Origin of the sequence: Dyadobacter sp. CY312, from assembly GCF_021390535.1 — a bacterium.
Taxonomy (GTDB): Bacteria; Bacteroidota; Bacteroidia; order Cytophagales; family Spirosomataceae; genus Dyadobacter.
In genome coordinates, this window is record NZ_JAJUXG010000018.1 from 189,125 (window position 1) to 213,141 (window position 24,017).

The 24,017-nt window shown below is 42.3% G+C and carries 19 protein-coding genes; 11 read left to right on the forward strand and 8 right to left on the reverse strand.

All coding sequences use genetic code 11. The annotated features are described in order from the left end of the window. Positions 1-64: 64 nt before the first annotated feature. A complete protein-coding gene (locus LZG71_RS24165; protein WP_233824804.1) occupies positions 65-919 on the reverse strand; it encodes a cupin-like domain-containing protein in 855 nt (284 codons plus the stop codon). Between the two features lie 402 nt (positions 920-1,321). On the opposite strand from LZG71_RS24165, the gene LZG71_RS24170 reads away from it, so the two are divergent. From LZG71_RS24170 to LZG71_RS24195, 6 genes are all read left to right on the forward strand, one after another. Next, complete coding sequence (locus LZG71_RS24170; protein ID WP_233824806.1) at positions 1,322-1,879, forward strand: DUF1003 domain-containing protein; 558 nt, start codon at positions 1,322-1,324, stop codon at positions 1,877-1,879. 24 nt (positions 1,880-1,903) lie between these two features. Continuing rightward, positions 1,904-2,245 carry a n-acetylglutamate synthase gene (locus LZG71_RS24175; RefSeq protein WP_233824808.1) on the forward strand — a complete coding sequence of 114 codons (342 nt, stop codon included), beginning with the start codon at positions 1,904-1,906 and terminating at the stop codon, positions 2,243-2,245. Positions 2,246-2,391: 146 nt separating this feature from the next. Continuing rightward, entirely contained in the window at positions 2,392-2,925 is a 534-nt protein-coding gene (locus LZG71_RS24180) for a YceI family protein (protein WP_233824810.1), read from the forward strand. A 244-nt stretch (positions 2,926-3,169) separates the two neighbouring features. Further along, positions 3,170-5,452, forward strand: coding sequence for a TonB-dependent receptor (locus LZG71_RS24185; protein WP_233824812.1), 2,283 nt, complete (start codon positions 3,170-3,172; stop codon positions 5,450-5,452). A gap of 29 nt (positions 5,453-5,481) precedes the next feature. Next, positions 5,482-6,867, forward strand: coding sequence for an HmuY family protein (locus tag LZG71_RS24190; RefSeq protein WP_233824814.1), 1,386 nt, complete (start codon positions 5,482-5,484; stop codon positions 6,865-6,867). A gap of 81 nt (positions 6,868-6,948) precedes the next feature. Beyond that, positions 6,949-7,530 carry an HmuY family protein gene (locus LZG71_RS24195; RefSeq protein ID WP_233824816.1) on the forward strand — a complete coding sequence of 194 codons (582 nt, stop codon included), beginning with the start codon at positions 6,949-6,951 and terminating at the stop codon, positions 7,528-7,530. Positions 7,531-7,625: 95 nt separating this feature from the next. Here the strand turns inward: LZG71_RS24195 and LZG71_RS24200 are convergent, their stop codons facing one another. From LZG71_RS24200 to LZG71_RS24220, 5 genes are all read right to left on the reverse strand, one after another. Beyond that, the gene (locus LZG71_RS24200) at positions 7,626-8,171 is read right to left on the reverse strand and encodes a GNAT family N-acetyltransferase (RefSeq protein ID WP_233824818.1); all 546 of its coding nucleotides are present in this window, start codon (positions 8,169-8,171) and stop codon (positions 7,626-7,628) included. 110 nt (positions 8,172-8,281) lie between these two features. Further along, the gene (locus LZG71_RS24205; RefSeq protein WP_233824820.1) at positions 8,282-9,193 is read right to left on the reverse strand and encodes a bestrophin family protein; all 912 of its coding nucleotides are present in this window, start codon (positions 9,191-9,193) and stop codon (positions 8,282-8,284) included. Between the two features lie 48 nt (positions 9,194-9,241). Beyond that, positions 9,242-9,700 carry a hypothetical protein gene (locus LZG71_RS24210; RefSeq protein WP_233824822.1) on the reverse strand — a complete coding sequence of 153 codons (459 nt, stop codon included), beginning with the start codon at positions 9,698-9,700 and terminating at the stop codon, positions 9,242-9,244. Between the two features lie 151 nt (positions 9,701-9,851). Beyond that, a complete protein-coding gene (locus LZG71_RS24215) occupies positions 9,852-11,219 on the reverse strand; it encodes a HAMP domain-containing sensor histidine kinase (protein ID WP_233824824.1) in 1,368 nt (455 codons plus the stop codon). Further along, on the reverse strand, positions 11,203-11,901 hold the full coding sequence (locus LZG71_RS24220) for a response regulator transcription factor (protein WP_233824826.1): 699 nt from the start codon (positions 11,899-11,901) through the stop codon (positions 11,203-11,205). Before LZG71_RS24220 ends, LZG71_RS24215 begins: the two co-directional genes overlap by 17 nt. A gap of 388 nt (positions 11,902-12,289) precedes the next feature. On the opposite strand from LZG71_RS24220, the gene LZG71_RS24225 reads away from it, so the two are divergent. From LZG71_RS24225 to LZG71_RS24240, 4 genes are all read left to right on the forward strand, one after another. Next, positions 12,290-12,709, forward strand: a complete 420-nt coding sequence (locus tag LZG71_RS24225) for a hypothetical protein (RefSeq protein WP_233824828.1) — start codon at positions 12,290-12,292, stop codon at positions 12,707-12,709. A gap of 203 nt (positions 12,710-12,912) precedes the next feature. Next, positions 12,913-14,064, forward strand: a complete 1,152-nt coding sequence (locus LZG71_RS24230; RefSeq protein ID WP_233824830.1) for an efflux RND transporter periplasmic adaptor subunit — start codon at positions 12,913-12,915, stop codon at positions 14,062-14,064. A 29-nt stretch (positions 14,065-14,093) separates the two neighbouring features. Next, positions 14,094-17,246 carry an efflux RND transporter permease subunit gene (locus LZG71_RS24235; protein WP_233824832.1) on the forward strand — a complete coding sequence of 1,051 codons (3,153 nt, stop codon included), beginning with the start codon at positions 14,094-14,096 and terminating at the stop codon, positions 17,244-17,246. 69 nt (positions 17,247-17,315) lie between these two features. Beyond that, a complete protein-coding gene (locus LZG71_RS24240; RefSeq protein ID WP_233824834.1) occupies positions 17,316-18,752 on the forward strand; it encodes a TolC family protein in 1,437 nt (478 codons plus the stop codon). Positions 18,753-19,081: 329 nt separating this feature from the next. On the opposite strand, the gene LZG71_RS24245 is transcribed toward LZG71_RS24240, so the two are convergent. Both LZG71_RS24245 and LZG71_RS24250 read right to left on the reverse strand, forming a co-directional pair. Then, complete coding sequence (locus LZG71_RS24245; protein ID WP_233824836.1) at positions 19,082-21,199, reverse strand: carboxy terminal-processing peptidase; 2,118 nt, start codon at positions 21,197-21,199, stop codon at positions 19,082-19,084. 11 nt (positions 21,200-21,210) lie between these two features. After that, positions 21,211-22,002, reverse strand: a complete 792-nt coding sequence (locus tag LZG71_RS24250) for an FKBP-type peptidyl-prolyl cis-trans isomerase (RefSeq protein ID WP_233824838.1) — start codon at positions 22,000-22,002, stop codon at positions 21,211-21,213. A 288-nt stretch (positions 22,003-22,290) separates the two neighbouring features. Here LZG71_RS24250 and atpA point away from each other — a divergent pair, with 288 nt between their 5' ends. Next, positions 22,291-23,865: a F0F1 ATP synthase subunit alpha gene (atpA, locus tag LZG71_RS24255; RefSeq protein ID WP_233824840.1), complete on the forward strand. Its 1,575-nt coding sequence runs from the start codon at positions 22,291-22,293 to the stop codon at positions 23,863-23,865. Positions 23,866-24,017: the final 152 nt, after the last annotated feature.

A 24,017-nucleotide genomic window follows, 5' to 3' on the forward strand; every position in this document is an offset into this window, starting at 1 on the left:
AGCTTATAACCTAAAATACCCCGGCAGGTTTCTTGCCAGGGTATATTGGTAACAATATCAATAACTATGCCTGTTCCTGCAAAATCGCTTGTGCCTTTTCAACAGCTTGTTTTTCCTTCCAATGCTGCCAGCCAAGACCAAGTAACTTCGTCATGCTTTTATCAACAAACGTATGGCGAACGATATTCATACCACCACGCATTGCTGTGAATATAGAATTGTTGGCACGCAAAGCCAGACTGAATCCGCCATCGATGTAACGAATGTAGTGCCACCAAAGTGATGGAATAAAAATCGTTTCACCGTGTAAAAGCGTCGTCTCATGTCCAACCAATCCTTTCAATGCCGGGAATTTGGCATAATCCGGATTAATCGGATCCACTTTACTCATTACCGTGAACGGATGATGATAAAGCCTTGCGCTATCTTCGGGCGCAAACAAAATCACCTGCTTCCTGGTATGGAACTGCGTCAGAAACACATTGGAACAGTCCATATCGTAGTGGAGGTTCGTAATTGCACCTTGTCCTCCGAAAAACACAAATTTGTAGGATTTCAGAAAGCCATCCATGATTGTCGGGAAAATGATATCTTTTTCCAACGAAGGTGCTTTTTTGAATATATCAAACAAAAACAACCGAAGGTCTGTGGGACCGGCTTCAATAGCCGAAAGATATTCGCCAAACTTCATCGTTTTGGCGGTTTGGAAATATTTATCTGCGTCGTGCACGTGGTTATCTACCAAAGGCACTTCAATTTGCCCGTGATTTTCTCTTAGCCACTCGAAAGTCCATTTTTGCATTGCCGGCCAATCCTTCATCAAATCCGTAAAAACAACGGGGCGGCTTGGTTTTAAATAGTTTTCGATGAACTCTTCACGGGTAAGTCCGCTACGCTTTTCTATGGGCACTAATTTCATGACAGAAACTGAATTAATGGTAAGCTACTGAATAAAAGGATCATAAAAGTTACAATGTGTATGCTTCTAAACCTGTTACAGAACCAAACGGGTCAGATGTAGCTGTGAACTTTAACAGTCGACACGGATAGATAAGTTCTGTAATTCCGTTAATTCTGATATCCGGTCCAAATTTATTAAAGAGATTTGAGAAACTACATTATTTTCATACTTAATATAAAATTATCTCTTCTAAGTTTATAGATTATCTATTATATAAAATTAGCAAGATCCTCCGCAATTGTCATTTTGAAATATCCTCTCCTATTCGACATCATCTCGCTCTTTATATAACTGTGAAATTTTGTATCCTGATAACGTATAGAATAGCAAATTCGTAAATTGGGAATCAAAATTGAAAACATGGATACCGAAAAAGACGATACTGAGAACATACTTGACGTACAGGGAGCACAGATGAAAAAACTTCATGACATTGTGCTGCAATCCATAAAAGATCAGGATGTGCTACTGAGTAACCTCTTACACCCACCGGCAGAAAAGTCAACAACCGGCCAGAGAATTTCAGATCAGGTCGCCAAATTCGGAGGCAGCTGGACATTCATAATTACTTTCTCCGTCATACTGATCGCCTGGATCGCTTATAACTCAGTGGTACCGGCATCTGCTCAGTTTGACCCTTTTCCTTTCATTCTGATGAACCTTGTTCTGTCATCCGTTGCAGCATTGCAAGCACCAATTATTATGATGAGCCAGAACCGGCAGGAGGAAAAAGACCGGATCAATGCGGAAAACGACTACATGGTAAATTTGAAAGCAGAGCTTGAAGTACGCAGCCTGCACCAGAAAGTGGATCTTTTGTTGGAAGAACAAATCAAAACTTTGTTCGAAATTCAGGCCAAACAGGTCGAAATGCTTAAAAAACTGGATGAAAAAATTGACCTTGTACTAACGAAATAGTCATTCAAAAAGCCGCAACCCAAAATGGAAATTAATTACAACAACAAAGTTTTCAATCCGGTTTCTAACTCAGAAAACGGTGAGGTAGATCTGAGTATGCAGTTCAGATACAAACAGGAAGGCAACATAGTGACGTCAACTTATGCTGGCGGGAGGATCCGGTCAGGACATCTGATCGCTCTTGTGGACGAAAATGGCGGACTTGACATGAGATATCATCAGATTAACACACACGGTGAAGTAATGACCGGCATCTGTAAATCAGTCCCTGAAATGATGCCGAATGGAAAAATACGTTTATATGAAAAATGGAAATGGACGGCTGGCGATTTTTCTGAAGGTGAGTCAGTTCTTGAGGAACAATAATTGCTGGTCATTAGCTGTTGGCTATTAGCTGCGAGCGGCTAGCTGTGAGCCACTAGCTGTGAGCGACTAGCTGTGAGCAATTAGCGCGCATACTGCAATTCACATAACTGAACCCATTTTCTCTAACTTATCCACAACTTTTCATCATGAAACACTTACTCACACTTTTTATATTCGTTATCATTCTAAGTTTTGGCAACGCACAAGCTCAGACAACCCGCATCGTTTCCGGATCGACCAGTTTCAGTGTAAAATTCATTCTTGGAACCTGTGATGGCACATTCGACGCACCCAAAGGATCGGCTGTTTTTGATGAAAAGAATCTTAAAAATTCGTCTTTCAATATCACGATTGCTGCCACTTCATTTAAGACCAACAACAATTCGCGCGATAAGGATATGAAAAGTGAGAAATACTTTTTTGTATCCAAATATCCCGAAATTCATTTCAAATCGTCCAAAGTCGAGAAAACCGGCGGTCAATACCAGGCGACCGGCACACTCACAATCCGCGACGTTTCTAAAACTGTAACCCTACCGTTTCAGGCAAAGAAAAATAACGACGGAGGTTATTCCCTATACGCCAAGTTTGACATCAACCGACTGGATTACAACATCGGCAGCAAAGACTGGAAACTGAAAGATATTGTGTCGGTTGATTTAAAGGCTGAAATCCGATAGAACTGAGTCCTGGGATAAACACCTCTTTGCAACAGACTTTTCCTCACACAATTGATCCCGTCTTTCTAAATCAAAAATCTTAGGTGGTTTGCGCTGTACCTGATGCAGACTAAATGCCTATGCATTCCTTCCGCTGCTCATAACTACAACAGCTAAAAAACTTTTAATTTCAGTTTACTTTGTAATTAGTCTAAATACCATTTCCTTTGCGTCTATATAATTGGTCTAAATTGCAATTACACTCATGAAATACCTTTCCCTTCTGGCAATCTGTTGGATATTCGTCTGTACTGAAACCAATGCTCAGACTAATAAAGGGGTCATTTCAGGAAAGGTTCTTAGTAAAGAAGGTAAACCAATTGAGGGAGTAAACGTAGTACTGAAACCATCGGACGCCGGACAAGCGACCGATGGCAATGGTAAATATTCCATTACAGTGCGTGAAGGATCATATAAAATTGTCATATCCAATTTGGGTAATGATAAAATAGAAAGAACTGTACAGATCAAAGCCGGAGAGACGGTATCACAGGAGGATATAGTTTTAGGTGAATCACCCGCTATCTTGAAAGATTTGGTAGTTACGGGACAATTTGAAGCCCAGTCTTTAAAAAATTCAGTATATCAGGTTCGAACCATTGACAGTGAACGTATAAGGCTGCGCGGTGCTACAAACGTGCAGACTATTTTGAACACCGAGCTAGGTATGCGGTTTACGAATGATCCTGCAACGGGCGCAAGCGACATCGAACTGATGGGAATGACTGGGCAGAATGTCAAAATACTTCTTGACGGTATTCCGATGGTTGATCGTGGAGGAACGCGGGAAAGTTTGGGGCAAATAGACATCAACACCATAGAGCGAATTGAAATTGTAGAAGGCCCCATGTCCGTAATTTACGGAACGGATGCACTTGCAGGGGTGATCAATATCATTTCAAAAAAAGGTATACATCAAGATAATCTGATGATTACGGCTCGTATTCAAGAAGAAACAGTGGGCAAGGAATACAACGCATTTACCAAAAACGGAACGCACAATCAACATATTGGTGCCATCTGGCAAAGAAAGGGTTTTCAGCTATCAGGCAACTTTACCCGCAATGATTTTGGCGGATGGCAGGGAGATTCCACTGGTCGGAGCAAGTCCTGGATGCCTAAAAGTCAAGCATTGTATACAGCTTCGGCAGGCTACAATGCGGACAAGTGGAACGTTTGGTATCGATTCAATGGAACCGACGAGACAATTAGTTTTTTGGGACCTGTCAACGAGAACTTAAACCTTGCGGGCGATACAGATTACATCTCGAAACGCTGGTTTCATCAGGCTCAGGGGGAATTTAAAGCGAACGAAAAACTGAGTTTCAATGCCGCGGTGTCCTACACAGATTATAGCCGGAAGACTTTAAATACGCAAATTGATTTTGAAACAGGCAAACGTACCCTCGCGATAGGCGCTTCACAGGACAAGTCAATATTTACTACGGCATTTTTCAGAGGAACATCGCTTTACAAATTTTCTCCGAATTTCACCTTGCTGGCAGGAATTGATGTAACAAACAACAATAGTTCAGGAGACCGTATTCTCGGCTCTCCTACTATCAACGAATATGCGCTATTTCTGGCTCCGGAAATTAAAATCACACAGAAAATTAAACTGAGCCCCGGATTAAGATTCTTACAAAACTCAGTGTATGATGCGCCTCCGGTGATTCCTTCCCTTAACGGTAAAATTGTACTGAACAAAAAACTTGATTTCCGTTTCGGCTACGCCCGTGGTTTTAGATCACCGGCATTGCGTGAACTTTACTTCAAATTCAAGGATGCGTCCCACGACATTATCGGCAACGAGAACTTAAAAGCTGAGTATTCCAATAGCTTCAATTCTTCATTTGTACTCCAATTGGCAGAAAAAACAGACCTGCGGTTAAGTTCAACGCTAGGTGCATTCTACAACGTGTTTCATGATCAGATCACGACCGGAACAGTCGCCGGAAATGCATCGGTATCCACTTATTTCAACCTGAACCTCTTTAAAACAAAGGGACTAACCCTTGAAAATAAGTTGTACTGGAAAAACATCACGGCAACGCTTGGCGGCTCTTACATTGCACGCTATAACCGGCTTTCCGAATCTCCCCAGGAACTTGGTGATACCCCCCAATTCACCTGGTCGCCGGAAATCAATACCAACCTTTTATACAGTTTCCCAAAATTAGGAGCTACTGTTAACTTGTTTTACAAATACAACGGAAAACGTCCCAGCTACCAGACAATCACCTTACCAAGTAAAGAGGTTGTTGCTCGCCTGGCAGAAACCGAAGGATACCACATGGCTGATCTGACGTTAACGAAAACCATCTCAAAATACATCAATGTGATAGGCGGAGCCAGAAACCTGTTTAATGTGACCAGCATCCTGAGCACATCGCAAGGTACTGGCGCCCATGATCCCGGCAATTCCATTCCTACATCCTACGGTCGCTCCTATTTTCTCGGTCTTACTGTAAACTGGTCAAAAAATTAATTAATACCCTTTCAAACAAATAAACAATTATGAACAAATTAGTTAAATACCTGTTAGTCATTGCATTTCTGTTATCGTTTAATGCTTGTAAGGACGACGAACCACCACTACCTGATAACGTTGCAGGTTTTGAAAGCACAGAACTTGGGTTTGACAATACTAAAACCGAGGTGGAGGTTAAAATCACGCTTAGTCGTGCAGAAACCGCTGCTACTGCTATTAAAGTGGATCTTACACCAACAAAACTGGTCTACGGAACAGACTTCACAACAGATCCTGTTACAACAGCGAATAGCATCAATGTAAGCATTCCTGCCGGGCAAACTTCCGCCACTATTAAGGTAAAGAAAACAGCCGGGATTACCTTGAATGGTGACGAGAACATCGCTATGAAGATATCCTCAGTTGCTACTCCTGCACTTACCGGAACAAATACTAATTTAAAACTTTCTTTTTCCGCGATCACTTCGACCGGATCCAACGTAACATTGAATGGAAAAGTTGGAGATGTAACTTATGCCAATTCAGTTTATTTTGATTTGAGTGGAAGCAACCAAACTGGTGTTGATCGCAAAAGCTGGAACCTTGGATTTTATAGCGGTGCGGATTTTAGAGTGATATTGAATCCCGCATATCAATCAACTGCAAAAGCAACTACTAAAACTGATATCAATGCGGTAACATTAGCAGATTCAGTTGGCATTGCGTTGAATCACAATGTTGAAGATCCTACAACAGTTTCTGTTGCCGACGACTGGACGGGCGATCTTACCAAAACAGCTATTGCAGAAATCTCAGCAACAGAAGCGGAAAACAAAGTTTATGTTTACTCATTTGAAGGAAATAAGTCTGCCGACAAATGGTTTAAAGTTAAAATCACACGTAACGGAACCGGATATAAAGTACAATATGCACGTCTGGGATCTACCACGATCAAAACGCTGGATGTTGCCAAAAATGCTGATTTCAATTTTGTATTCGCATCTCTTGAAACAGACAAAGTGGTATCGGTGGAGCCTCGTACAAAAAGCTGGGATTTCTCATGGAGCTATAGCACATACAATTCTGGCTTAAATACACCTTACTGGGTTCAGGATTATGTTGCGATCAACAAGCTGGGAGGAGTTTCAGGCGCACAAATTATGAATACGACTGTAACCTATGCAGATTTCAAAGAAGCTAATATTGCAGCTGTAACGTGGTCGACTGCTAATGATGTGATTGGTACAAAATGGCGCGGTGCTGCTGTACCAGGCACTACAACTCCGGCAGGTGTACGCACCGACAGATTTTATGTAATTAAAGATGGTGCGGGCAATGTGTACAAAATTCAGTTCCTAAGCTATACCAACACGGATGGCGGCGAGAGAGGCAAGCCAACTCTGAAATACGAACTTGTCAAAAAAGGTGCATAACCTTAATTTATAACTGAATAAGCAGAGGGAAGCCGCCATAGCTGGACTTCTCTCTGCTTATTTAAAACCATATCAAAAATTATGATAAAATTAGTTCTTAGCTCCTTGATTGCACTGGGAGCCAGTGACGCAAATGCGATGTCTGTAAATACCCGGACTGAAACTGTATCTCCTGCAAAATCGGAGATCGTGGTGGTGAAAGACCTCAATGCCAATACCAAACCATATATCTATTTTAGTCTGGTTACAGGAAAAGATGTTCCTGCAGGTGATTCAAAAACGGATAAATGGGATGTTGCATTTAGCAAAACGACCATTACTGTAAATGGTGGTACGAGCGGTCCCGGTCAGGGCGGCGCACAGGTTTTGGAAAAATCTTTTGATCAGGTTTCAGAAGCTCCGAAAGACGGCTACAAAACGGATGGAGAAAGCGGGAGCGCTATTCCGGGCGGCAGCGGCAATTCATGGTACAAGTATGACATGAGCGTTCATGCTATTTTACCTATTGTGGGCAGAACCATTCTTGTAAAAACTGCGGCAGGTAGATTTGCCAAAATAGAAATAATCAGCTACTACAAAGGTGCTCCGGAAGAAGTACCAACTGAAGAGTCGAGCTATTTTACCTTCCGTTACAGCCTGGCTGACGAAAACGGTAAGTTTTGATTTTTTTTGCCACGGATGCACCAATGTTCACGAATTATGACTGGTTTTAAAACTTTGGGAATCCGTGGCATTAAGGCCAGCCCCTCCTTTGTAAATCAATCCCAGAGCTTTGTCAACCACGTTTTTATAACGAATTTGGTTTGATGTGCGTAGCGGAACTTATACTTGACTTCGTCAAGATCTTCGATCAGTTCGACATTTAACATCCCTACTTTTTCCAGTACGCGGATGGATGCCGCATTGTTAATATTGACAAATGCAATAACGTCTTTTGCCCCAATTTGCTCTCTTGCAAAACGGATCAGCCCCTCAGCAACTTCGGTAGCAACACCTTTTCCCCAATACTCCTGCCGGATACGATAACCAACCTCTATCTCCTCGCCCACTTTATCCAGTTTGGCTGCACCAATGAGTGTACCCGTAACTTTCTCTCTGACAAAATAGCGACCTAAATTAACGTCAAGGACATTTTCCAGCAAAAAAACCTTAAACATTTCATCGGATTCTTCTCTTGTCAGGGCGTATCCGGTTACAAATTTCATCACTTCTTCATTACAGCTTAAACTGTAATATTCCTCCTGGTCACCATCGACCATCTTTGTAAGTATGAATCTATTTGTCTGCGGCAGGTTGCTACTCATAATGCCTAAATTACGAGCACTTTTGTAAAATAAAAACTGCCTTTATGCAAAAAAGTGCGGATCAAAAACTGACCCGCACTTTAAGTTGAAATTATCACAACGCTTAACTTCTACAGAATATAAAATCTTGATGGCGCAACAGCTTCCGGCATATCGTACTTTTCGCGCATCATCTGTTTAAGGTCTCTTTCTATGTTTCGGGAAATAGACAAAACTGGTGTATCCGTCGGTTTATTTTCAAACGGATCCTGCAAATGAATGGCCATTTTTTCGATCAGGAAGAAACAAGCTGTAATCACCACAAGCACCGGAACCATCAGAAATCCAAAAAGCTCAACAAGTCCGAATGGCAGAAGTAAAATAAAGAAATGCAAAGCAAGGTGTATGTATAGACTATACGTTGCAGGAAAAACTGTGTTTTTGATCCTCTCACATTTCCCCATGGAATCGCAAAGCTTGGTAAGCGTTCCGTCAATTTCAATCTGCTGGTATGAGTTCACCCAACCCTGCTTTAATGCGTTGTTTAGATCACGGGCATGCAGCTGCAACAATCCAATGTGTTTGTTGTCAAACTCTTCCACAAATTCAGCTTCTTCCGCAGAAACAAACTTACGGATCAACGGCATCGGGTCATTTTTACGCAAACCTTTTCCAAGCGCATAACACCAGGCAATTTGCCTGTTAATCATACGGTGTTTGAAAGGCTTTATGTTATCGTTGTCATACGGATCTTCCATCAAAAACAGGATTTGCCGCGCCAGAGTACGCGAATCGTTCACGATAGCGCCCCATACAATACGTGCTTCCCACCAACGGTCATAGGCCTGGTTGGATCGGAAGGCTAAAAGGAGTGATATAATTGTACCCAACACGGTATGAATCGTCATGGGTATCGATATACTCGTAATATGATAATTCTGATAAATGACCTCAATCAAAATACCATAGATCGCTACGAACAGAACCTCATATTTGATCTTTCCGAATACATATTTAATCGGTATGTTCTTTTTAAGCAGCATAATTTATAAGCTTTAAAGGTGATTCAAAGCATTCATTTCCGACGGGAATCATTTCTCCTGACCCATATCCGCAAATTCCGCTTCGTTAATTGCGTCTGTGTTGATCAGACGTATTCCGCTTTTTCTAAGAACGGGCATTGCATCAATACTGCTTTTGCTAAGTTTCGGAATTCCGTAACTTTCTGAGTATGCAATTCCGTCTGCTTCGTTGTAGTCGAGGAAATTTTTAAAACCGGCTAGTTTACCACCGTAGAAGAATTCAGTTTTAACACTTACCAGATGCGGATGCATGCTTTTCAGAATGCTTACCTCCCTGTTAAATTCGTCTGACACAAATTCGTATTCTTTCTTTCTGTAACTTAAAAAAAGCAAGTCCTGAATATCATCAGCAACATAAAACAAGTGAGTGAAAATTATTCTAACCTCATTTTTTTCATTTCTGACAATTGCTTCAGCAACCTGTACCGAATCCAGACTAAAATCACTTGGAATTACTATAGTTTTCATAATCCTACCGTTTTGATTAACAATGCTTTTAAGTCATTTAATTGACATTACAATGTTACGGCGGGCATATTAGCACCAGCTAAAAACAGGATTATAATACGATGTGTATTTTATTAGAATGAAATAAGAATATTAAAATCAGATAAGAGAATCAGTATCCGAAAGGCAAATATGTGATAAAACGGGTACCTACTCCCACTACACTTTTGACCATAATACTCCCCTGATGCATCTTAATGATGTTATTGGTAAGCGGAAGACCAATTCCATATCCTTTATATTTGTTGGTATTGGAAGCTCTGAAAAAAGGAACAAAAATTTGAGCAATTTCCCTGTCAGGAATGCCTATACCCTGATCTGTTACCTCTACAACAATATTTGAACCCTCATTTCCTATTTTAACTGACACTGGCTTATTATCTGAATATTTGCAGCTATTAAGTACAATGTTGGTAAATGCTGCCTTCAACAACGCCTCGTTTCCATTCACTTCCAGCTTCTTTTCATCATCTGGCAAATCATCAAAATTGATCTCAACACTATTGGTAGGCAAGATCTGATCAATAGCACTTTTAACGGAAAGTATAAGTTCGTCAATACGAATCTTGTCCCATTGTTCACGTTTACCATCAAAACCCGTTTGCGCCAGACTAAGCATACTGCTCGTAAGATGTTCAAGTTTCTCAGCTTCTCTAAAAATCATTTGGAACGATTCACGGGCTTCTTCCGGAATTTGTGGTAGTGACAAGCCAATCTGAGCCTCACCACTAATTACGGTAAGGGGAGTCCGAAACTCATGAGAGGCATTACTCACGAAATTATTCTGCATATCGAAGGTGATTTCGAGCCTGTCCAGCATGTCGTTAAACGTGTTAGAGAGCGCATCTATCTCATCTTTTGTACCATCAATCGTAAGCCGCTGATTGAGATTATGGGCATTAATACCTTTTACATTTCGGATGATGCGTCTGATAGGTTCAAAAATCTGATTTGAAAACAGTTTACCGAAGGTGAATACGAAAATCATGGCGATAAAAAAACCAATAACCATCAGATTTTTAAGATTATCCATTTCCTCCAATCCGTAAAGATCTACTGCTTTGGATATGACAATCAGATTTTTGCCCTCCTGCGTAATGTTGAGACCAACATAAGAAGTATCATTTTCAAAATAACGGGCAGGTTCTTTTCTAACAATCTGATCGTAAAAGGAAGGTGGAACCGGCAACTGTGCCTTCAACTGGTTCACCTTCTCAACCTCACCGGAGCGGATGATGTTGTGCTGCTCATAAGGAAGGTCTCCCAGATGCTTTTCCTTGATGTCGTAATAAATTGAAGTCTGGGACTTGTTTTCGTGCAGAGATGCATGTCCGACAATGTCAGCCCGAACCTCCAGACGATGAAAAAAGCTGTTTTCTATTCCCTTTCTTGTGAAGGTATAAATGAAAACACTCAGCGCCAGAATAATCCCTGCTGTCAATATTGTGAATATAAGGGCAATTCTATTTTGAATCTTCATAAGTCTGGCGCAATACGTATCCCATGCCGAACACCGTATGAATGAGTTTGACTTTATGTTTCTTATCGATTTTCTTTCTCAGATAATTAATGTAAACATCCACAACATTCGTACCCAGATTGAAATTTATGTCCCAGACATTTTCGAGTATCTCCATTCGGTTGAGAACCTTGTTCTGGTTCATCAGCAAAAATTCCAGCAGTCTGAATTCAGTTGCTGTCAAATCGATCGGCTGTCCATCTCTGGAAACCGTTTTGGTAACTGTGTCCATCACCAGATCTCCAATTTTCAAACCTGAAACAGGTTTTTCCTTTTCCGCTTCCTTTCCTCTTCTTGTTAAGGTGCGCAACCTCGCTTCCAGCTCAGCAAGTTTGAAAGGTTTTGTCATGTAATCGTCTGCACCGGCATCCAGTCCCGACACGATGTTTTCGGTTGTACCCAATGCCGTAAGCATCAGTATAGGCGTAGCAATTTCGGCTGACCGCACTTTTCTGCATACCTCCATTCCGTTGATCACGGGTATCATCAGATCCAGTATTATAATATCAAATTCGTGCTGAAGAGCCATTTGTAAACCAGATTGCCCATCCATGGCAACGGCAATTTCGTGACCAGATGCGGAAAGACTTCTCTGAATTAGCGAGATAACACTCGGCTCATCTTCAATTAACAGTAATTTCATAGTTGCAATAAGAGGTTATACCAGTGCGGGTTTCAAAAGTGACAACCCGCTTTTGGAGTAAATAAATCCCTTTCCGGCGACCTCGGCTCTATTTATAGTTTAACAATTATCCAGTCCGGTGACCAGTAATATAGCAAAAATATGGTTTTGTCGACTCCCTTTTCAATCTATTCCCCAATTATATAGATGCTACAACAACATACGAACCTGGTAGTCGAAACCCTTGTTTAACAACCATTAACATTCTAAGAAATTTTTAATCTTCATTCAAATTATTATATTTGGATTATTACTAAGATCTATCAAATTTCCGTTCTTATAATTCCAATCATTCTTGAATTCATTATAAAAGTATGAATTTTTTAATGTACTGATATTCGTCAGCATCATGATAAAAAGAACTTTTGTATTGTTTTTTTGCCTGGTACAAGTCCTGGCTCTTTCGCTGTTCCCTGAACAGTCCAGGGCTTCCTATAAGCCAGATGTACTCGCAAATGGTTTCGTAACTTACGTTGTTGCGAATCAGGAAGTATTAGAAGAATTTGATATATGCCAGGACGAATGCCCCGTTGATTCGCCCATCATTCAGGCCAATGAATGTGAATGGAAAGAAAGCCTCGCCGATATGCTTCGTCACAGGCACTCTTCCTACCGATTCACATTATTTGAAACAGCTCCATCGTCATTTATTGATTTGATTCCCGGCTTTAAAGGCCTTTCCAAGGCCCTTAAACCACTTTCTGTTTATTTAAGCATTACGGTCCTACCCGACTATTATAGCTTTCTTCATCGTCTTTGCCCGTTTTAAATTCCTGCCGCAAGCAATTTTATTAGAGCCTATGTCATGCCAGTTATGGAGTAATCTATAACGCTGCATTTATGCATTTTTCTGTGTCCTTCATCCGGCACACCAATCTGCCATGCTCATCCCTCACTCAATCGGGCGCCATCAGTCCGGAAAGAGCATTATTGTTAAGTCATTTAATATTCAATAAAATTTATCTACTCATCATGAAAAATCACATTTGGCCAGGATTTATTTTGTTCAGTGTTTTCCTTGCGGGATGCGCTACACAAAGCCAGGATACGTCGGAAACGAGCGACAGTGTAAGGACCATACCAGTTACAGAAATTAAACCTCAGCATACCAAGCTTCACAGGGAATATGTTGGGGATATACATGCTGTGAAAAACGTTGAAATATATGCACGTGTGAAAGGATACCTGGAAGAGGTATACGTGGACGAAGGCAAGGAAGTCAAAAAAGGGCAGGTTCTTTTCAGGATTAATAATGCCGAATATGAATCGCATCTTGCAAAAGCCAAGGCAACACTTCAAAGCGCTATTGCTGACGCAAAAGGGGCAGAACTTGAACTAAAAAGGGTTCGTCTGCTGGTTGAAAAAAATGTAGTTGCCAAAACGGAAATAGAAGTTGCGGAAGCAAAACTTGCCGCTGTCAACGCGAAGATTGAAGAAGCCAGATCGGAAAAAGCGAATGCCGCTTTACACCTTTCTCAAACACAGATTCGCGCACCTTTCGACGGTATTATAGACCGCATTCCTTACAAAACAGGAAGTTTGATTAACGAAGGAACTCTGCTTACTACGCTTTCGGACACCAAAAATGTGTTTGCCTATTTCAATGTTTCTGAGAATGAATACCTTGAATATGTAAAAGCAAGAGGCAAAGCAGATAACAAAGAAGCCGTTGTGGAACTTGAACTGGCAGACGGTTCTTACTTCAAACACAAAGGAAAAATCGAAACTATGGAAGGCGCATTTGATGAAGGAACGGGCTCTATTGCTTTCCGTGCTCGTTTTTCGAATCCGGAAAAACTCCTGAAACATGGCTCAACAGGAACCATCCGCCTTACCAATTCTGTGGACAATGCCATATTGATTCCTCAAAAAGCTGCATTTGAAATACAAGACAAGAATTTTGTCTATGTGGTACAAAAGGATAACAAAATTAAAACCCGCAGTTTCACGCCTCAGTCGAGGCTAGGAGATTACTATGTGATAAAATCAGGATTGGAACCTGGCGAAACAATTGTGTACGAAGGGTTGCAGGGGCTCAAAGAAGGAGCTACAATTAATCCCAAAACAATTTCGCTCGACAGCGCCAATAAGTCTGCCAGCACTGTTGAACTCACTGCTCGCTAGACCACTTCGTTCCACCTGAATCAAAAATCATGTTTCAAAAATTTATAGAAAGGCCAGTGTTATCACTGGTCATATCAGTCTTTATAACCCTGCTTGGGCTTTTGGCCTTTTTAGACCTGCCCGTTTCTCAGTTTCCCGACATCGTACCGCCATCGGTGGTTGTAACGGCAACCTACACCGGAGCCAACTCGGAGGTTTGCGTAGATGCCGTAGCCGTGCCTTTGGAAAAAGCGATCAACGGTGTACCCGGCATGACCTACATGACCAGTGTCTCCGGTAATGACGGGGTAACCACCATCACCATTTCTTTCAACGTAGGTGTAGATCCCGACCTGGCGGCAGTAAACGTTCAGAACCGTGTTCAAACCGTTATTGACGAACTCCCCGAAGAAGTAATTAAAGCCGGTGTAACCACCGAAAAAGAAGTAAACAGTATGCTGATGTATCTGGACATCATGAGTTCAGATTCAACAGTAGGTGAAGATTTTGTATACAACTTCGCCGATATCAACATTCTGAAAGAGCTAAAAAGGATAGACGGCGTTGGTAGAGCGCAAATTATGGGTAGCAAGGATTACTCCATGAGGGTGTGGCTTAAACCAGATCGCATGAATGGTTACAACGTGTCCGCCGACGAAGTAGTACAGGCCATCCGTGACCAGAACGTAGTAGCAGCTCCTGGAAAAACAGGGGTAAGTTCAGGAAGAGAGATTCAGGCTTTGCAATATGTTTTGAAATACACAGGAAAGCTGTTCGAACCTGAACAGTATGAAAATATAGTATTGAGATCCAATCCGGATGGCTCCATGCTCAAACTGAAAGACGTTGCCGACATCGAGTTTGGAACGCTTGAATACGACATGGCATCCAAGTCGAATGGAAAACCTTCGGCTTCTATTATGATTAAACAACGGCCGGGATCCAATGCGCAGGAAGTAATTGCCAATATCAAGTCGAAAGTTGCCGAACTTAAAACGAGCACTTTCCCCCCCGGCATGGATTATTTCGTTTCTTATGACGTATCCCGCTTTCTTGATGCATCCATTCACGAGGTAGTTCGCACGCTGATCGAGGCCTTTATTCTCGTGATTATCATTGTATACCTTTTCCTGCAGGATTTCCGATCTACACTGATTCCCGCACTGGCAGTTCCGGTTGCTTTGATTGGAACATTCGCTTTTATGCAGCTATTTGGATTTTCTATCAACCTGCTTACATTGTTCGCCCTGGTATTAGCCATCGGTATAGTCGTGGATAATGCCATTGTCGTCGTCGAGGCCGTTCATGCAAAAATGGCCGAAAAACATCTTGATGCCCGACAGGCGACCATTGAATCCATGAAAGAAATGAGCGGGGCTATCATTGCGATTACCCTGGTAATGTCAGCGGTGTTTGTTCCCGTCGCTTTTATGTCCGGACCTGTTGGTATATTCTATCGCCAGTTCTCTATCACACTCGCCATTTCCATTGTCATATCCGGTATCAACGCATTGACCTTAACACCGGCACTTTGCGCCTTGATGTTGAAAAATACCCATGGGCAACCATCCAAGAATACACTGCTTGACCGGTTCTTTAAAGGGTTCAATAACGGTTATGATGGTATTTCAAATAAATACAGAGGCTTGCTTTCCATGATCGTAAACCGACGGGTAATTACAGTAGGGTTGCTTATTGCTTTTTGTGTTGGTACTTACGGGATCAACAGCATACTGCCTACTGGTTTTATCCCTACGGAAGATCAGGGCGTAATTAACGTTAACGTGACCACGCCGGTAGCGGCGACGGTAGAAAGAACCGAAGCCGTTTTGGATGAAATACAGAAAGTGGCGGAATCGTTGGGTGCCGTGGAATCGGTTTCATCTCTCTCAGGATATAGTTTGATCACAGAATCGGCCGGATCATCGTATGGTATGGCCATGATCAACCTGAAACCATGGGATCAGAGAGATGTATCCGTAAAGGATATTATTGCCGAAATGGAGAAAAAAACCAAGCACATCACCGATGCGGATATTCAGTTTTTCCCACCTCCTACTGTTCCGGGTTTTGGTAATTCCAGTGGTTTTGAACTAAGGGTGCAGGACCGGACCGGAAGCGACGACCTCCAGAAAACGGCGGATATTACCAATCAATTCGTGAAAGACCTGATTGCTTCACCTGAGATTGCAACAGCGTTCAGCAGCTTTGATGCGAGTTTCCCGCAATACATGATTCATGTGGATGCTGAAATGGCGGCAAAAAAAGGGGTTTCTGTGGATATTGCCATGAGCACACTTCAGACTTTGATAGGAAGCCTATACGCTTCTAATTTTATCAGATTTGGCCAGATGTATAAGGTGATGGTGCAGGCAGATCCTGATTTCAGAAAAAACCCTGAAGATATACTAAAACTGTATGTAAAGAATAACCGCGGAGAAATGGTGCCATTCTCGACGTTCATCAAGCTGGAACGCGTATATGGTCCGGAGCTTTTGACGAGATACAACATGTTTACCTCAGCCATGATCAACGGTGATGCTGCACCTGGTTTCAGTAGTGGAGATGCCATTAAAGCGGTGGAACGTGTGGCAGCTACCAGTCTGCCAAGAGGTTTTACTTACGAATGGTCGGGTATGACGCGAGAAGAAATCCTGTCTGGTGATCAGGCGATATACATTTTCGGGGTATGTCTCATATTCGTATATCTACTGCTCGCGGCACAATATGAAAGCTTCCTGTTGCCATTGCCGGTAATACTTTCTCTGCCAACCGGTATTTTCGGAGCATTCCTTGCACTGAAATTAATGGGACTTGAAAACAACATTTACGCGCAGGTTTCGCTCGTCATGCTTATTGGATTATTGGGTAAAAATGCCATCCTGATTGTTGAGTACGCGATTATCCGCCAGAAAGAAGGTCGCTCAGTTGTTGAAGCCGCGCTCGAAGGAGCCACAGAAAGATTACGCCCAATCCTGATGACTTCCTTCGCATTCATAGCTGGTTTGATACCCCTTGTCATGGCCAATGGTGCCGGTGCAATCGGTAACCGCTCCATTGGTACGGCTGCGGCAGGCGGTATGCTCATCGGAACGCTGTTCGGGGTTATCGTCATTCCGGGACTGTATGTGCTTTTTGCAGGAATGATAAAAGTCAAAAAACCTGTGGTGATGGAGGCAAAAGAAGAAGTGTTACAGGACTAACACGGCATACAACAGAGCGGTCAGATTCTTCTGGCCGCTCCAACATTCTAAATCAGACATTCATAATTAATGAGAACATATAAAAATTATGCTTTGCTGGCTGCAACAATTTTGGTGGTTAGTAGTTGCAAACTCACCCAACCCGTTCAGCATCAACAGGCAATAAAAACGCCTGCTACCTACGCAGGGCAGACCGATTCTACCGGCATTGGAGAGATTAAAAGAAGTGTATTCTTTACGGACAAAAAACTGGTCGCACTCATTGATACCGCCATCCAAAACAACCTGGATCTGAAGATGGCTGTTCAGAGAATTGAAATGGCCCGATCTAATGTATTGTTTGCAAAGGGTGCCCTGTTACCTACCGTAAGTGTAGAAGTATCCGGAGGCGGACGCAAATTCGGCGACTACACCATGGACGGAGTTGGTAACTATGATACCAATTTCTCACCCAATATTGACAGCGACCGAAGACTTCCTGCCCCGTTCATGCCGGATTATTTTGCAGGACTTCGCAGCTCATGGGAAGTTGATATTTGGGGTAAATTGAAAACGCAACGAAGAGCAGCATACACCCGTTTTTTGGCAACGGATAAAGCCAGACAGGCAATTACAACCAGTTTGGTAGCACAGGTTGCAAGTCTTTATTACGAACTGTTGAATCTGGATGCCGAACTGAATATCATCAAAAAGAATATCGCTTTGCAGCAAACGGCTGTGGAAACAATCGGGATACAGAAGGAAGCAGGCCGTGCTAATGAGCTCGCAGTACGCCAGTTTCGGGCACAGCTGCTTAATACCCAGGCGTTAGAAATAGACATAAATCAGCGCATTATTGCAACCGAAAATCAACTGAATTTGCTCTTGGGACGATTCCCTCAGTCAATTTCAAGAGGAAATACGTTGGAACAGGTATTCCCTCCGCAGATACAGGCAGGAATACCATCCCAAATGTTAAGGCAACGTCCGGATGTGCAGCAGGCCGAACTAGAAATGCTTGCTAACTACAACGACCAGCAAGCAGCTCGTCTGGCATTTTTACCATCGCTGAATATTACAGCAATGCTTGGGTTTAATGCATTTAAGAGCAATCTCATTTTCAATCCGGGTTCAATTGCTTACAACGCGATCGGAGGACTTGCGGCTCCGTTAATCAACAGAAAAGCACTTAAAGCCGGGCAAAACAGAGCTGAGGCAACAAGTCTCGAATCGTTGTACAACTACAATAAATCCATTCTTACAGGATTTCAGGAGGTAAGTACAAGCCTCAATAAAATAGAAAATTCGAGAAAAATTACTGAATTCAAGAGAGAAGAAGTTACAGTACTCCAACAGGCAGTGGCAACTTCCAGAGATCTGTTTCTGACTGGTTATGCTTCGTATCTTGAGATAATCATGGCACAAAGAAGCGTACTTGAAGCAGAAATTACGCTGACAAACGTACAAACGGACCAGTATCTGGCTCTTGTTGAGCTGTACCGATCAGTGGGCGGCGGCTGGGAATAACCTGGATTGACCCACAGAAAAAAGCGCGAACGGATTAATTTCCATTCGCGCTTTTTGTATTTCCCTGTATGACTATGCTTTCCTTGAAATTGTCTTTAAAAACATAAAGGCAACGACCATTTCTGCCAGAACTCCGACAGCCATCAAGCTACTTCCAACGGCTTTATAGGAATAGCTGGATATAAAAATATAGCTTCCTGTAACCACAAAGGCCATTGCCACTAGCATTAGAATAAATAACATTTTCCGACTCATGCCTTTCAATTTTTATGGATTGACTTAAACGCCCGACAACCAAAGTTAGCGGGCGTTTAAATTAAGCGTTTATCTTATTTTTTCTTAGTCCCTGCCAAACTTGGTTCCTTGGAAATTTGTATCAGGTCCACCAGCATACGACCAGTTTCTTTAAGATAGATGTCCTTTTTCTTTTTCACTTCTTTGGGAGCTTCTGCTGCCTTTCCATCCAGTTCCTCTTCGTCCTCGTCTCCTTCTTCACCCAATTGCTTCATCGCAGCACGTTTCTTTTCAGCTTCTTCGCGTTCCACTTTGCGCTTGGTTTCCTGAAGAGAAACAATCTTGTTCTCACGCGCTTTTTTAAACTCATCCAAAGTTTTCACCAAAGTCTTCAATTCTTCGTCCGACTTCAAACGCTGGCCGTACTTGTCTTTAAGCTGAGATACAATTTTATCGTTCACATTGCTTGTAACCTCGTATCTCGAAGACGCGATCTGATCCCAGGGCAATGCACTTGCCTGTGAGCCTTCACCGTACTCATTGGTTTTAAATGCTGTTGGCAATTCCAGATCCGGCATAACTCCTTTCAACTGCGTGCTACTTCCGTTGATACGATAGAATTTAGCAACCGTTAGTTTAGCCTCTCCAAGCGGTTCAGGATATTTAGGATCGTATTGATTCAAGTTGATCAGCGTCTGAACAGTCCCTTTACCATAGGTTTGCTCACCAACAATAATTCCGCGTTTGTAATCCTGAATAGCTGCTGCGAAAATTTCAGAAGCCGAAGCACTGAAACGGTTCACCATCACTGCCATTGGCCCATTGTATGCAATCATTGGATCGTTATCCGACTGTACATCAATTTCTCCCTGGCTCTCTTTTACCTGAACAACAGGACCACGGTTGATAAACAAACCAGTCAACGAAATCGCTTCTGTTAACGAACCACCACCGTTGTTACGAAGGTCAATCACAATTCCGTCGACATTTTCAGTCTGCAGTTCCGTAATCAGTTTCTGAACATCGCGGGTCGTGCTTGAAAATTCCTTCTCTCTCTGCTGCGCACCTTCAAAGTCACGATAGAATAGCGGAATATCAATTACACCGATCTTGTAATCCTTTTTGCCAGAATTGATGGAAACGATTTCTTTCTTGGCGCGTTGCTCTTCGATTTTGATCTTTTCACGAACTAGTCTGTATTCTTTTGGAGGTGTTCCCGGAAGTGCATCTGCAGAGATAATCTGAAGACGAACCACAGTTCCTTTTGGCCCTTTGATCAGCTTCACTGCGTCATCTACAAACCAGCCTACGATATCGACTATTTTACCTTCATCGCCCTGTGCAACTCCGGTAATTTTATCTTCTTTCCTAAGTTGCTTGCCTTTAAATGCAGGTCCACCCGGAATTACTTCCTTAATTTTAATGTAGTTGTCTTCTTCCTGTAGCAATGCACCAATACCTTCCAGCGACTGGCTCATATCCTGCTTGAAACGATCAGCAGCAGTAGGTGCCAGATAGCTCGTATGGGGATCCAATGCCTCCGCATAAGAATTCATGAACATTTGAAAAACCTGCTCTGTACGAATTCTTGCCAATGCGCGGTCTCTGTTTTTATAACGATCGCGTAAAGTACTCGTAATTGACGAATCGGCCTTACCTGATAGTTTCAAATCCAGCGCTTCGCTTTTCAGGTATTTGCGCCATGTATCATTCAGCTCGTCCGAACTTTTTGCCCAGGGAGCTTTTTCCCTGTCTGTGTTGATAGACTCATCTGCCGAGAAATCAAACGGCTTTTCTTCCTTTAAAAGAGCCTGGATGTATTCACTACGCTCCTTATAACGCTTTCTGAATACATTGTACATGTCAAACGGTACATCCAATTCCTTTTTGATCAGATAATCATCGAATGAAAATTTGTACTTCTCAAAATCCGATATGTCCGAAGCCAGGTAGTAAAGACGACCGTGGTCAATCCCATCAATGAAATTATTAAACATAATCGCTGACAACGAATCATCGAGTTTTGTCTTGCGATAATGGTAGTTCGACAAAATTCGTGTAGTCAGTTCCTCAGCTTTATACTGAGAAGCAATCGGTTTAATATCTTCTTTTGATGAGCTGTCCGCGAGAGAAAATGTTCTTTTCTCCTGATCAGGGCCACTCTGCCAACCCAACAACACAACCGGAATAAGAGTTATTAAGTACTTTTTCATCGTTGAATGTTCTATTTAACTATGTCCAATAATTCAACCTCAAACACCAACGCCGAATACGGAGGTATCTGAGCGCCCGCAGCTCTCTCGCCATAAGCAAGCTGATACGGGATAAACAACTTCCATTTAGAACCGACTGGCATCAACTGAAGAGCTTCTGTCCAGCCTTTAATAACCCCATTCACCGGGAATTCAATCGGTTCGCCACGATCAACGGAGCTGTCAAAAACCGTTCCGTTGATTAAAGTCCCGTGGTAATGCGTTTTCACTTTATCTGTCGCAGTTGGCTTTGCACCTTCACCTGCCTTAATAATTTCATATTGTAAACCGCTCTCAGTAGTAACTACACCGGTTCTTTTCTTGTTTTCTTCCAAAAACTTCTCTCCTTCTACCCTTACAACCGCTCCCTTTTCTTCCATTTCTTTTTGCTTAACTGCTGAAATTTTTTCGAAATAAGACTGTAAAAACATATTAGCTTCTTCCGGCGCAAGAGCCGTTTTATCTCCCTTCAACGCAGCACTGATCGTTTTAGTGAGAATATCGGTGTTCAGGTTTCCAATTCCCTGTGACGCTACTGAATTGGAAAAGCTTACTCCAATTGCCGCAGACAATGAATCCATTTGAGTTTTGAGAACAACCGGTGCAGATGCTGCTTTTACCGCTGGTTTTGCTGCCGCTGCCGGTGCTTTTTTTACAGCAGTAGCGGGTTTAGTAGGTTTTTTAGGTGCTTGCGCAAAGCTTTGTGTAGTCGCAAATATTCCACAAACTACACCTGCTAAAATCATTTTTTCTAATTTGTACATTCTGCTAAAAGATGGTCTGTAAGCTAAGTTTTGATCAGTAATTGTTATAAACGAACTCAATTACAACAAAAACACAATTAGTACCTAAAAAAGTTTTAAAAACGTTCATATTGCCTGATAAGCGGTAATTTAAATTAATTACGACCGCAAAAGGCTGCAAACTTGGAAAAATCTAATTTTCACAGGCAGTTTTTTGCATAAAACATTCTTTTTTTCCCAAAATAAAAACCTACCTTTGCGGCTGATTTCAAAATCTTACTACTATACTCTAAATAAGTCAATTATACTATGGTATCTGTTAGACCGGATGAAGTTTCGGCCATCCTGCGTGAACAACTTGCAGGCGCTAAATCTGAAGCGGAACTCGAAGAAGTAGGAACCGTCCTTCAGGTTGGTGATGGTGTTGCCCGCATTTATGGCCTTTCACAGGTTCAGGCAGGTGAGCTTCTTGTTTTCGAGAACGGCTTAAAAGCACTCGCCCTTAACCTTGAAGAAGACAATGTCGGTGCCGTTTTGCTTGGTGATTCAAGTGAAATTAAAGAAGGTGACACCGTGAAGCGTACGAAAGAGATCGCTTCTGTAAAAGTCGGAGAAGGAATTATCGGACGTGTTGTAAACACACTTGCGGAGCCAATCGACGGTAACGGCCCCATTCAGGGAAAGACTTACGAAATGCCTCTTGAGCGTAAAGCGCCGGGTGTAATTTTCCGTCAGCCTGTTACAGAACCTCTTCAGACTGGTATTAAGGCTATCGATGCCATGATCCCTATCGGTCGTGGACAACGCGAGTTGATCATTGGTGACCGTCAGACTGGTAAAACAGCTGTTGCCATTGATACCATTATCAATCAGAGAGAATATTTTGATAAAGGCGAACCTGTATTCTGTATCTACGTTGCTTGCGGCCAGAAGGCTTCAACCATCAAAGGTATCGAAGCAACCCTTCGTCGCTACGGCGCAATGGATTACACTGTAATCGTTGCAGCTGGCGCATCAGATCCATCTCCAATGCAGTTTTATGCTCCGTTTACAGGTGCAGCGATTGGTGAATATTTCCGTGATACTGGTCGTCCTGCTTTGGTTGTTTATGATGACCTTTCAAAACAAGCGGTTTCTTACCGTGAAGTTTCTCTGCTTCTTCGTCGCCCTCCGGGTCGTGAAGCATATCCTGGGGACGTATTCTATCTGCACAGTCGCCTATTGGAACGTGCTGCAAAAGTGATCGCAGATGATAGCATTGCAAAAAACATGAACGACCTTCCGCCTTCTTTGAAGGACATCGTAAAAGGTGGCGGTTCATTAACTGCACTTCCAATCATTGAAACACAGGCTGGTGACGTTTCGGCATATATTCCTACCAACGTAATTTCTATTACCGACGGACAGATATTCCTTGAATCCAACTTGTTCAACTCTGGTATCCGTCCTGCAATCAACGTAGGTATTTCGGTATCCCGTGTGGGTGGTAATGCACAGATCAAGTCAATGAAGAAAGTTTCGGGTACCCTGAAACTGGATCAGGCTCAGTTCCGTGAATTGGAAGCTTTTGCGAAATTCGGTTCGGACCTTGATGCTGCTACTAAACTTGCTATTGACCGTGGACGTCGTAACCAGGAAGTATTGAAACAACCTCAGTATGCTCCGGTTCCGGTTGAACATCAGGTAGCAACTGTTTATGCTTCGACTAAAGGTCTTTTGGATAAAATACCTGTTGAACGCGTAAAAGAATTTGATAAAGAATTCCTTACAATTCTTTCTGTTCAGTATAAAGATACTTTGAACGCGTTGCGTGCTGGTAAACTGGATAACAGCGTAACCGACGTGATTGAGAAAGTTGCAAAAGAAATCGCAGCTAAATATTAAATTTTTAGTGACTGGCCGTAAGTTCTAATACCGGGCCAGTCACTAAGAATTATTGAATGAGGAATGCTTAATGTTCTGAAAGAAATAAAAGTTAGTTGAATTAATCTTCACCAGTAGAAATTTCGGTGTCGTCTTGTTAATACGACAGTTTT